The organism is Prosthecobacter gellanilyticus (assembly GCF_007992435.1).
Classification (GTDB): domain Bacteria; phylum Verrucomicrobiota; class Verrucomicrobiia; order Verrucomicrobiales; family Verrucomicrobiaceae; genus Prosthecobacter; species Prosthecobacter gellanilyticus.
Genome location: NZ_BKAG01000032.1, coordinates 40,496 through 52,971, shown reverse-complemented (window position 1 = coordinate 52,971; position 12,476 = coordinate 40,496). Strand labels below are relative to the sequence as shown.

8 protein-coding genes are annotated in these 12,476 nt (G+C 59.4%); 3 read left to right on the top strand and 5 right to left on the bottom strand.

The window, feature by feature from the left end:
* The first annotated feature begins 1 nt into the window (after position 1).
* From BGE01nite_RS19360 to BGE01nite_RS19350, 3 genes are read left to right on the top strand one after another with little or no spacing between them, the layout of a single operon-like run.
* Positions 2-1,363 carry an enolase C-terminal domain-like protein gene (locus BGE01nite_RS19360; RefSeq protein ID WP_146852703.1) on the top strand — a complete coding sequence of 454 codons (1,362 nt, stop codon included), beginning with the start codon at positions 2-4 and terminating at the stop codon, positions 1,361-1,363.
* 16 nt (positions 1,364-1,379) lie between these two features.
* Positions 1,380-4,016, top strand: coding sequence for a DUF6797 domain-containing protein (locus BGE01nite_RS19355; RefSeq protein ID WP_218033040.1), 2,637 nt, complete (start codon positions 1,380-1,382; stop codon positions 4,014-4,016).
* Positions 4,017-4,021: 5 nt separating this feature from the next.
* A complete protein-coding gene (locus tag BGE01nite_RS19350) occupies positions 4,022-4,777 on the top strand; it encodes a ThuA domain-containing protein (RefSeq protein ID WP_146852701.1) in 756 nt (251 codons plus the stop codon).
* Between the two features lie 85 nt (positions 4,778-4,862).
* Here BGE01nite_RS19350 and BGE01nite_RS19345 read toward each other — a convergent pair whose 3' ends face one another.
* From BGE01nite_RS19345 to BGE01nite_RS19325, 5 genes are read right to left on the bottom strand one after another with little or no spacing between them, the layout of a single operon-like run.
* On the bottom strand, positions 4,863-7,001 hold the full coding sequence (locus BGE01nite_RS19345) for a bi-domain-containing oxidoreductase (protein WP_146852699.1): 2,139 nt from the start codon (positions 6,999-7,001) through the stop codon (positions 4,863-4,865).
* A 17-nt stretch (positions 7,002-7,018) separates the two neighbouring features.
* Positions 7,019-8,212, bottom strand: coding sequence for a glycosyltransferase family 4 protein (locus BGE01nite_RS19340; protein ID WP_146852697.1), 1,194 nt, complete (start codon positions 8,210-8,212; stop codon positions 7,019-7,021).
* A 23-nt stretch (positions 8,213-8,235) separates the two neighbouring features.
* Positions 8,236-10,140 carry an asparagine synthase (glutamine-hydrolyzing) gene (asnB, locus tag BGE01nite_RS19335; protein WP_146852695.1) on the bottom strand — a complete coding sequence of 635 codons (1,905 nt, stop codon included), beginning with the start codon at positions 10,138-10,140 and terminating at the stop codon, positions 8,236-8,238.
* A gap of 24 nt (positions 10,141-10,164) precedes the next feature.
* Entirely contained in the window at positions 10,165-11,547 is a 1,383-nt protein-coding gene (locus BGE01nite_RS19330) for a phenylacetate--CoA ligase family protein (protein WP_146852693.1), read from the bottom strand.
* A gap of 37 nt (positions 11,548-11,584) precedes the next feature.
* Complete coding sequence (locus tag BGE01nite_RS19325) at positions 11,585-12,418, bottom strand: hypothetical protein (RefSeq protein ID WP_146852691.1); 834 nt, start codon at positions 12,416-12,418, stop codon at positions 11,585-11,587.
* Between the last annotated feature and the right edge of the window lie 58 nt (positions 12,419-12,476).

The window sequence follows — 12,476 nt, the reverse complement described above, 5'->3', positions numbered from 1 at the left end:
CATGAGCAAACCCACCGACATCCGCATTCGCGACATCCGCACCAGTTACGAGCACTACGACTACCGCACACCCATCAAGTTCGGCGGCGTGGCCGTGAGTGAAGTCACCGTCCTCAATGTGGAGTGCGAGGTCATCTCACGCGATGGCCGCGTGGCTCACGGCTTCGGCTCCATGCCACTTGCCAACACCTGGTCCTTCCCCTCACGCGAGCTGACCTTCCAGCAGACTCATGAAGCCATGGCAAAGCTCTCAGAGCGCCTCGCGCAAGTCTCTCGCAGCTTTGACGAGTTTGGTCACCCGATCGAGCTCGGCATTGAGCTTGAAGAACTCTTCCTCAAGGCTGCCGCTGATGTGAGTCGAGAGCTTCAGCTCTCCCAGCCGATTCCAAAACTCTGCACCCTCGTGTGTGGCAGTGCCTTTGACGCCGCGCTGCATGATGCCTTTGGCAAGATGCTCGAACTGAACTGCTACCACACCTACAGCCGTGATCTGATGAACCATGATCTTGGCACCTGGCTCGGCACTGATTTCGCAGGTGAGTATCCAGATGCGTACGTGCATAGCGAACCGCAGGCGCGCATGCCGTTGTACCATCTCGTCGGCGCTCTGGATCCTCTCGATGATGACGAGCTGACACAGCCTGTCGGTGATGGTCTGCCTGAGACATTGCCGCAGTGGATTCACTACAACGGCCTCACGCATTTGAAGATCAAGCTCAATGGCGATGACCTGAACTGGGACCTCGAGCGCATCATCAAGGTGGATCGAGTGACCATCGAAGCGCAACGTGAGCGAGGCATCACAGGGTGGCATTACTCGCTCGACTTCAATGAGCGCTGCCAGAGTGTGGAGTATCTCGTGGAGATGATGCGCAAGCTGCGTGAGCGCACACCGCAGGGCTTTGATCGCGTGCAGTACATCGAGCAACCGACCGCGCGTGACCTGAAAGCGCATCCGGAGAACAAGATGCATGAGGCCGCGAAGCTGAAGCCGGTGGTCATTGATGAATCCCTCACGGATCTTGAAGCCCTGCAGCTCGCTCATGAGCTAGGTTACACCGGAGCGGCATTGAAAGCCTGCAAAGGCCAGAGCCAGTCTCTGCTCATGGCAGCAGCCGCGCAGAAGATGGGCATGTTCCTTTGCGTGCAGGATCTGAGCTGCCCCGGAGCTTCGTTGATCCATTCCGCAGGCATCGCCGCGCATGTACCGGGCGTTGCAGCCATTGAATCGAATTCGCGCCAGTATTGCCCCGTGGCAAATGATGCCTGGCGGGATCTCTTTCCAGGCATCTTTAATGTACGAGATGGCTCCATGAACACGAGTTGTCTGACTGGACTCGGCCTCGGCGCAGTGAAGTCTTGATTTTCCACCCCCTGACATGAAACCGCTTTTCCTTCTCGCTCTCTTATCACTCACGGCATCTGCGGCGGACCCGTCGAAGAAGCCCAACTACCCGCCGCAACCTTGGGGGACATGGGTGGAAGCTGACTTTCCTTTCTTCTCCTCCATCCTCGATGCGCGGCGCGAAGGCGTGGGCGCAAACAATCTCACTCCACGTGGCATCATCCTGAAGCTGGATCACGAGTGCTGGGCCTGCTTTGACACGGACATGCTGCGCGTGTCCGCCATCTGGCGCGGCAAAGGCATCACGGACAAGGCCCTGGCGCCCGGCTCCTACCTTGATGCAGGCCGCAAGACCCCCGGCGGTCAGTTCCCGGCTCCTCAGTTCGATGGCAAGCTCTGGCTCGGCAATGGCCTCTTCCCAGGCTGGCAGAGTGGCGGGAAAGTCTCCACCACAGATCCCCGCGAACCTGCACCGAGCAAAGAAGAAGTCGGTCGTGGTCCGGTGGATGAATCCATCGACCGCTTTCAGAACGTGCGCCTCGTCAATGAAGGTGTTGTTTTGGAATACACCGCCAGCGGTGCTGAGGTTCGCGAATGGTGGCAGGCTTCGGAGAAAGAAGGCCGGCCCGTGGTGGAGCGCCACCTCAGCGTTGACGCTTCCACCAAGGATCTGCTGCTGGTCGTCGGCGCCAAGATGAACGGCCCTTCCCAGGAGGTGGAAGCAGGCATCACCGTGACGGGCGATGCGGAGCTCCTGCACGATGACGACCTCTGGATCGTGCGTGTCCCAGCGCATGCGAAGACCGCCACTTTCTGCGTCTCTCATTGTGACGAGCATGAGGCTCCTGCGATCAAGCCACACGCCATCTCTGAAGTCGCCGCAGCCGTTCGCTGGCCTCAAGAGGCGGTTTCGAAGATCAAGCCGTCTGCTTCCAAAGAAGCCTATGTTCTGGATCATGTGGACCTGCCTGATGACAATCCCTGGAAGCGCGCCGTGCGCCTTGGCGACATTCAGTTCCTCAAGGACGGCACCGGCGTGGCCATCACTCTCGATGGCGATGTCTGGCTCGTCCGTGGTCTGCATGAGATGAACGGTCCCGTGACGTGGAAGCGCTTCACCTCAGGCCTGCATGAGCCGATGACCTGCGCGATCCGCGACGAACAAATTTTTGTGTTTGATCGCAATGGCATCTGGAAGCTCATCGATACCAACCAAGATGGCGAGGCCGATGTGCATGAGCTCTTCTCCAATGCCTTCGCGCAAACAGCGGACATGCGTGAGTTCCCGAGCACGCTGCGCCTTGCCCCCAAAGGTGAGTTTGTCATCGCCAAAGGCGGTCAGGAGGCCACCACCATCGGCAAGCACAATGGCAGCGTGCTGCGCGTCTCTGCTGATGGCAAGAAGTCGACCGTGCTTGGTTATGGCTTCCGCCAGCCCAGCATTGGCGTGAACATCAAGACCGGTCTGGTGACCTCCAGCGATCAGGAGGGCCAGTACATCCCCAGCACACCGCTTCACATTGTGAAGGATCACCAGTTCTACGGCTTCCTCAGTGACAAGCTGCCCAAGGAACAATATCCTGCACCCATCGCAGAGCCACTGACCTGGATGCCGCACGCGGTGAACTCCTCCGCCATGTCCCAGGTCTGGCTCTTCGATGCGAAGATGGGCCCGCTGAATGACCAGATGGTGCAGATCTGCTTCAACAAGCCTGAGCTGCTGCGCGTGATCCTCAATGAGCGTGGCAAGCGCACGCAGGCCGCTGTGGTCAGCATCACAGACGAGTTCGATTTCCCGCCGCTGAATGGCAGTGTGAATCCTGTGGACGGCCAGCTCTACCTCGCTGGCTTCCAGGTCATCGGCTGGGGGAACACACTGGATACCCTCGCCGGCCTCTGCCGCGTGCGCTACACGGGCGCACCGAGCCTGCTGCCCCGCGAGATCGTGCCGATGGACAAGGGTGTGCTGCTGCGGTTCGACGTGGCGCTTGATCCGAAGAAGGCGGCTGACCCCGCCAGTTACTCGCTCGGCACCTGGGGTTATAAGCGTGCACACACTTATGGTTCGGCTCAATACAAGGCCGATGGCAGCACGGGCATCGACTGGCTCACACCGAGCGGCGCTTATGTCAGCCAGGATGGCAAGAGCGTCTTCGTTGGCGTTCCCGGCATGAAAACCGAGATGCAGCTTCGCGTCGGCTGGTCCATCTCCAGTGCCGAAGGTGCCGCCATGGCGCAGAATGCCTACACCACACCGTATGATCTGGTGAGCTTTGATGCGAAGGCCGAGGGCTTTGGTGAAATCACCGTGGATCTCACACCACGCGCGGCAGCCGCTCAAGCCAAGGGCCCTGTCACCATCGAGGAAGGACTGCGTCTTTCCCAGATGCTGGGCTGCGTGGCCTGCCACAGCGTGAAGGACCAGGACCTCTTCAAGATCGGTCCTAAGTGGAACAAGCTCTTTGGCGCGAAGCGCGACTACGTCGATGAGAAGAAAAAGAAGGGCAGCGTCGTTGTCGATGATGCCTACATCCGTGAGTCCATCCTCCAGCCCTCCGCCAAGCGTCATGCCGACTTCGCGAAGAGCGAATATGCCATGCCGAGCTATGCCGGTGTGGTCACCGATTCCCAGCTCGAGTCCCTCGTCCTCTACATCAAGTCCCTGAAATAACCGCCATGAAGATCCTTCGTCACCTCGCCATTGCTCTAACCCTGCTTGTGCTTCCTGCACAGGCGGCCAACCTTGTCTTCATGATTGGTGAAGATGAATATCTCACCTGGGAAACCTTGCCCGCCTTTGCCAAGAGCGATGTTGAACCGCTCGGACACAAGGTCACGATCATTCATGCAGATGCTGCGGATAAGAACAACTTCCCGGGCATTGTCGAAGCGCTGAAGGATGCGGATCTGCTGTTGGTGAGCGTGCGCCGTCGCACACCGCCAACTGAGCAACTGGATGCCGTGCGCGCCTTTCTCGCCGCTGGCAAGCCACTGCTCGGCATTCGCACGGCGAGCCATGCCTTTGCCCTTCGTCCGAAGGACAAGCTCATTGATGACAAGCACGCGAACTGGCAGGAATTTGATCCCGAGGTGCTCGGTGGCAGCTACACCAATCATCACAAGGGTGAGGACAAAACCATCTGCACCCTCGCACCAGGCGCTGAGGACCACGAGATCCTGAAAGGCATCACTCTCACTGAACTCATCGGCAATGGCACGCTGTATAAGAACACACCTCTGGCCAAGACCGCCACGCCTCTGCTCATCGGCACCATTCCCAATCAACCTGCCGAGCCCATCGCCTGGACCCATCGCTTCGGCCCAAAGCAGGCGAAGGTGTTCTACACCTCACTCGGCCATGCTGATGACTTCAAAGAGCCTGCTTTCCGTAAGCTCATGCTGAATGGCATCGCCTGGGCGCTGGCCCATTGATGCAGGCACAAGCATGGCCTGTGGTGATGTTTGTTAGGCCGCTACGCGTTTGAGCCGGTGATCGTGACCGGCGCGTGGTGAGCTGTTAAAGAGAGATGCTGCGGTTCTCCCGCAGACTCACGAGGACTGCAAAGGTCAGCGCCATGCTCTGGCGTGACTCCGCATACGGCAGCGGAGTCGGGCTTTGCCCTTTGAGATAGGCCATCCACGCGGCCATCTCCTCCGCATGTCCCTTGCTGTTAAACTTGGTGACCACACGCTTGCGGCGACGATGCAGGGCAAGCTCCTGAAAGTTCACGCACTCCGCCACCAAGCCGCTGGCGAAGACACGGAAGGTCTCTTTCGGGAAGGCGAAGTCACCCTCTGCGGAATAGATGATCTGTGCCGCCGATCCGTCTGCGAATTCAATCTGTGCTGTCACAGAATCAGGGAAGGTGCTGCGCCCCACGGTCTGAGCGGTGACGCGCACCGGCTTGCCTAGCAAATGACAGGCGAAGTCAAAGAAGTGGCAGGCCTCCCCGAGCACACGACCGCCGCTTTCATCGAGGTTTGCATACCAGTGATCCGGCGCGAGCGGCCCGGCGAAGACATGGAAAGCGAGCGTCTTCGGCCCCGAGATGGTTGCCAGAGTCTTCTTCAATTCCACGGTCGCAGGAGCGAAGCGACGGTTGAAACCGACTATGACGCTGCCTTGGGTGGAGTTCATTGCCGCATCGATCTGCGTCAGTTCATCACGTGTCAGGCAGAGCGGCTTCTCCACAAACACATGCTTGTCTGCCGCCAGTGCTCTGAGGACATACGGCGCATGCAAATGATGACGCGTGCCGATCATCACGGCGCCACCATTGGATTCAAAGACCTTGGCTGCATCCGTCTCGGCATGGGAGAAACCAAACTTCTCCTTCACATGTCGTGAGCTGAGGCCCGTGGCATTGACAATCGTGCCCAGCGTGATCTGCCCTTTCACATGCGGCAAAAGCATGGTGCGGGCGAAGTTACCGGCGCCGAGGACGTCCAAACGATCACAAGCACGGGACAGTGTACCGGGTGAACTCGATGTCACCTTGGATTCAGTGACGCTGGCAGACTGGCCACTACTCAAAGCCGTGGATTGAGATGATGAATACTCAATCACCACACCCAGTTCAGCCTCCAGATGGTTGTAGACATCAAGCACTCCAGAGAAAGCAACTCGTCTTGTTGTCACGGGTCTGAGATCCAGCGCGCCGGTCTTCATGAGGTGCAGGCAGGATTCGAAGTTGCGGTTCTCGGTCCAGCGCACGTGGCCGATGGGATAGTCCTTGCCACCCCACTCATACTGCGGGTCATAGCGGCCCGGGCCGTAGCTTCGGCTGTAGCGGACCTGGATGTCCTTCATGTAGGCCGTTTTCCAGCTCAGCTCGGCATCGTAGATGCCCACGATGACCATGACGCCACGATCACGCAGACAAGCAATGGCGCTGTCTGCTGCCTCGCGACCTTTGCCACCGACACAGAGCAGCACAGCATCCACGCCATGGCCATCAGTCCAGGCATGCACTTCATCTTCGAGCTTCGACTGCGAAGGATTCACCACACGCTCCGCACCCATGGCGAGCGAGGTTTGCAAACGTGGCTGCACAAAGTCCACGCCCATCACACGAGCGCCGGAGGCTTTCAGCAAACTGGTGGCTAGCAGACCGACAAGACCTTGCCCCATCACCAGCACACGCTCACCAAGACGCGCTCCTGATTGGCGCACCACCTCCATCGAGATCGAGGCGAGTGTGGTGTACGCAGCCTGCCAGTCCTCAACACCCTCTGGCACAGGCGAAGCCAGCAGATCTGGCACAGCGATCATCTCCGCATGAAAGGCACACTCAGCACCCCCGCAGGCCACGCGATCACCCACTCGGAAGCGTGTGTTCAGCTCATCCACCGCAACGACGATGCCAGTGGCCGAGTAGCCGAGCGGCGTGGGTGACTCGAGCCGGTTGCGCACTTTCTCGAGGGCCGACTTCCAGCCTAGTGTGCGGGCGGTATCGATGACCTTCTTCACCTGATCCGGGCGTGCCCGGGCCTTTTGCAGCAAGGACATGCGCGCCTGCTCCACCTTCATCTTTTCTGTGCCCGGAGAGATCACCGAGCAGGTCGTGCGCACCAGGATGCCTCCCGGCGGCGGCACGGGAGCTGGCACGTCCTGGAGTTCGAGACGACCATCCTGATACTGGGCGAGCTGAAGCATGGATTCTTAGTAGCGTGTTAGTGGGGTGATGAAAGCACGCTGGCGAGGATCTCGTCAAAACGATCCTGCCATCTGTCCACCGTCGTCTCGCGGAGCAGCCAGGCACGAGCTTGTGAGCCCAGTTGCTCGCGCAGTTCCGCACTCATGGACTCGAGTGTGAGCACATCCCGGACAAGTCCTGAGACATCTCCAGGTTCGTGAAGCAGCCCGGTTTCGTGAGGCTGGACGGTTTCGATCAAACCTCCGCTGCGTGCGGCAAGGACAGGTTTGGCATAGTCATAGGCCTCGTAGATCATCAGCCCGAGAGGCTCCCACCAGATGGAGGGAGCGACCACGGCCCGGCAGCAACTCAGCGCCTCATGCTTCGCCTCACCACTGATCTGTCCGAGGTAGCGGATGCCCGGGTTCAGTGTCGCAGCCTGCCTAACGAATGATTCCAAAACACCATCGCCCGCGATTTGAAGCACGGGTGTTCGATCACCGAGCTGCTGGCGAAGCTCATGCCACGCCTGCACGAGCATGTGAATGCCTTTTTCAGGAATGAGCCTGCCGAGAAACAGATAGCTGCCCTGGTCTTCGATCTCGGGGAGCTTTGGCATGGCATCCCAGGAGTGCCGCAGGACATGCAGGCGATCCTTCGGCACACATTCATGCTTCGCCAGCTGGTCCGCCATGAACTGCGAGATCGTCACCCAGGCTTTCACGCCATCCAGCCAGCCACTGCGATGCAGCATCTTCAGCATGAGCGCACAGAGGCCGCTTTTTAATCTTCCCTGCCAGGCCCCTGCCCGCACCTCGCCTGCATAGTCGCCATGCAGAGGCGCTGTCTGGACACGACCATCGTAAAACAAGGAGCCACCGACCGAGAAAGGACGATAGTTGTGAAGGTATTGTATGATCGGGAGCTTCTGCCTCAAAGCACTGCGATACAGCGCAGGCGAACCCACCGGATAGATATTATGAAACATGGCCGCACGCGCGCCGGTCTCACGAACTCGCCCCTCAAACTTCTCCGCGGAGGCCGCATTGTAGAAGAAGCGTTTCGCCTGGGTGATGCGCCCTGGAGCACCTGCCCCAGTCCATGCAGCGCTCTCAAAGAAGCAGCGCGGCACCTCATGGCGCAGCGCCGCATGTTTCTGGATGCGGTCCACGGACTTCTCCTCTCCACCAGACTGGAGATAGCGATTGAAGACCTGGAGAATCACGGACATTCGCTAACCAAATAAATGTTTATTCACGCGTTCTTTGAGGCCCAGGCCTCCAGCACATACATGACCCACACGCGCTGGCTGAGCGACCAGCCGCGCTTCGTCTCCACCGAGCTGTTGAAGTAGGCCGCACAGAGCTTTTCCACCTCACGTGGCTGCAACCAGCCACGCTGGCGGCAGGCAGTGGAGTAAAGGGTGTCCTCAATACGCGCACGCCATGCCGGAGTTCGCATCCACTTCATCAGCGGCAGCGTGAAGGTCTTCTTCTGCTTGTCATCGTAGATGTGCGCAGGGAGCAGATCTTTGCACGCCTCGCGCAGGATGATCTTCCCACGCCGCGTGGTCATCTTGCTCTCCGGAGGCAGGCGGGCGGAGAGCGCGAAAATGTGCTTGTCCACCAGCGGCACACGCAGCTCCAGGGAGTGCGCCATGCTGACCACATCATTGTCACGCAGCAGCATGTCCGCGAGATAGGTCTCCGTCTCCACGCGCAGCAGCTCGTGCAGCCAGCTGTCAGGCGCGCTGAGCGGAGCCTCGCGTGCGATGCGCTGACCCTCGCTGTTCTCGCTCCATGACTGTCCTGTGATGCGAGCCACCTCTGAAGGCATGAAGAGTGCCCGTGACGAGCGCTGGATCTGCGCGGGGGTATGGCCATGACCGCCAAGCGCAAAGAAGGCCGCCTTCCAGGAGGGATGGGTGTGCAGTGCACCGGGCAGCAGGGACTGAAAGCCACGGGCGATGCATCCAAAATGCTTGAGTGGTGAACGCATCGTCAAGGACGCTAGCCGATGCAAAGTATAGCCTGCCCACCATTCGTCCGCCCCGAGGCCGCTGAGCACCACCTTCACATCACGGGCCGCCAGACGAGAGACTAGCCAGGTGTTCAGGGCATCTCCCGTGGGTTGATCGAGACTGCCGATGTAGTCATCCAGCAAGCTTTCCACAGCCGCGGCAGACATGCACTCCGCATGGAAGTCACACCCCAGGGCGTGCGCCGTGCGCTCTGCGGCCTGCGTTTCATCCGGCACTCCGGCATCCACATCATAGCCGAGGGAGAAGGCTTTGATCTTCTTCTGGCCCAGATGGCGCATGGCCCCTGCCATGAGAGAGGAATCTAGACCGCCGCTGAGAAAGACACCCACAGGCACGTCCGCGATCAGATGGGCCCGCACACTGTCCAGCACGGCCATCCGCACCATGTGGCGCTGCTCATCCTCATCACGGATCCAGTCATTCTGTGACTGCCACACGGGCATGAACCAACGTTCCACCTCGATCTCTCCATCCTGCCAGATCAGGCGATGGCCGGGCGGCAGGCAGCGGATGCCGTCATCCGTGGTGTCAGGTGCCTGCACGCAGCCCCAGCGCAAATAACCCGTCAAGGCCTGCGGAGACAGCGCGGAGGCTTTGGAACCCAGCAAGGCACGCAGGGTGCGCATCTCCGAGGCATAACGAAGAGTGCCGTCCGAATCGAGATGATAGTAAAGCGGCTTGATGCCGAAATGATCACGCGCGAGGCACAGCGTGCGCCGTGTCTCATCCCGCCAGGCAAAGGCAAACATGCCGCGCAGTTGCGGCAGCACACGCCCCAGCCTCTGGCGGGAAAGCAGCGCGCCGAGCACGGCCGTGTCACCGGTGGATGACAGGCGCTCGCGTCCGAGCGTCTCGCGCAGCTCGCGGAAGTTGTAGATCTCGCCATTGAAGGTGAGCGTTTGATGCCCGCCATCAAAGCTCATCGGCTGATGCGCGTGGTCACTGAGATCCAGGATGGAGAGACGGCGGAAGCCCATCCACCATGTGGGGCCACGCGTCTCGCCGCCATCATCAGGCCCGCGATGGTTCAGGGCCTTCAAGGCACGCTCCTGACGCTGACGCGCATCGTCAGGCCAGACGATGTCCGCCTTTTGAAACCAGCCTGCAAATCCGCACATAGGAATTCAGGGCATGAACCCTCCTCAAGCCATCTTGACTAACCAACGATGCTTTCCTGAGACTGTCTTCTCGACTTCCCCGACCTCGCGAAGGCGGAGGTCAAAGTCATCCCCCAGCTTGCGCAGCAGTCCGGCGCGCATGGACTCCGCACGCGCGGGCGGCCACGCAGGCCCCGGCTGGTAGCGAAACTCCACCTCCCCGGGCTTCCCCTGCGCAAACTGCACCGCCAGCAGGCCGTCAAAGATGCTGTCGTGCATGTTGAGTGCCGTCAGGGAGATCTGCCTGCCCGTGGCACTGACGAGAAACTCGTAGTCACGCCCCACCACGGCCTCGATCTCAGTCATGGGCAGCTCCCCGTCCATGCGGGCGCTGAATTTAGCATAGTCACCGGTGCGATAGCGGATCAACGGCATGACGTGATTGTGAAAGGAAGTGCCAATGATCTCCCGGCACCCCTGCGCATCAGCCTCGCCGAACTCGACGTATCCGTAGCCAGGCCAGAAGTAGAGATGATCCGTATGCCTTCCCTGCCCCGCCAGCACCACGCGCTCGCTGTGACCATACCAGTGAAACACACGGGCATCGAACACGCGCTCCAGATACGCCTGCGATTCGGCATCCAGCTTCTCCGATCCGCAGAGCACGGAGGTGAGTGAAAAATTGAGCTTCATTCCAGTCTGCTCCAGGCTCCGCGCCAGCAGCAGCGCGGCACTCGGGTAGGCATGCAAATGGTTAGGCCGGAAGCGCTGCAGTGCCGCCACATACTCCGGCAGACGATCCAGCGTGAGATGGTAGGAGGAGAGAATGAGCCAGTCACGCGTGGCGTCGTAGTAGCTGATGCCGCCCCGTGCCCTGCTGGAGGTCACACCCCCGCGGATGACGGCCACACGATCCCCTGGCCGATAGCCACGCCGTGACCATTGCGCCTCGAGAAAGGCCTGTTCCTTAGGGCGGCTGACTCCGCGCTGAAGATAAAAGCCCACCGGCACACCGCTGGAACCACCCGTGGTGATGTAGAGTCTCTGGGAGGCTGGGATCTCCGGGTTCACCATTTCTTCACGGTGTTGATGCAGATCTGCCTTGGTGAGCAGCGGATAAGCGGAGAGCTGCTCGAGCGATTCAAACTGCTCCGGCTTCACACCTGCCTCGGCAAAGCGGCGCGCATAAAAAGGTGCCTTGCCTGCGGCGATGAGGGACTCACGCACATGACTGACTTGATATCGGCGGGTCGTGTCCGCATCCCAGCTCTCACAGTCACGTGCTTCTTGTTGAAACTTTGGGTAGGCCTGACCTTGTCTCCAGGCCACTGGCAGGGTCCGGTAGACATGTCCGGCCAGACTTTTCACAGGCTGCGGCGCGGCTTCGTAGAGCCGCAGCAGCGGATAGAGCTTGTCTTCGAGAGACATCTTTATTTTCAGCGAGCCTTAAGCCCGCATCATTCACTCATGCAGCCAGCCGGCGGAAGCGGCGGAACATGACAACGATGCCAGCGCAGGCGATCAGCAGCGCGCCGCTGGGCTCAGGGACGGGAGCCAGGATGATGAGAGCATCCTGCCAATTGCCGTCATCGCCTTCCGGGAAGAGCGTATTGGCGACGATATAGGTTCCCTGGACATTGTAGTTTTCAAAAAAGCCCGCGATTCCTGCCTTGTTCTCCACATCATTCAGGATGCTGTTGAACAGGGCCATGCGGGCATTGAAGGCGTCGATATTTCCTGCGGCATTGCCACCGTTCCAGGGAACGTCGCCCGGTTGGCTATCGTGCAGGAACTCGGACATATCCGTGAAGTCCACCATGTTGCCCTTGCCATAGGCTTCCTCGATGAAGTGCTGGACGGTAAAAAAGGCGTTATAAAAATCGTCGTTCGTGCCGAAGAGCGATGAGTTGGAGCTCTGCTCGAGAAAGCGGTTGGACGCACCCACAAGGTTCCAGGGCAGATAGGTGTCCAGCACATACTCGATCACCCTCACTTGCAGCGCGGGATTCGCGCTCGGGTCATTGATGAAAAAGTTCTGCCTCGTTGTGTTCTGCTGATCCCAGCCATCCAAAAGGGTGATGGCATCCGCAATGAATCCCTCGCTGATGGTGGCCGAAGGGCTGCCATTGGGTTCCATGCACATCCACCAGTAGTTGCCGTTATCAAAAGCCGGGCCGTCGATCTGATAGACGCCGCCCCAACCATCACGGTCCACGCCATTGATAACTGCTGGGTCAGCCTGCGCCGAGACGGCAGCCAGCCCGAAAAGCAGGGTGAAGAAGAGGGCGTTTAATTTCATACACAATAAATTTTCCATAAATTTACATTTCCGCCAATATAATTTTAGAAAATATAGA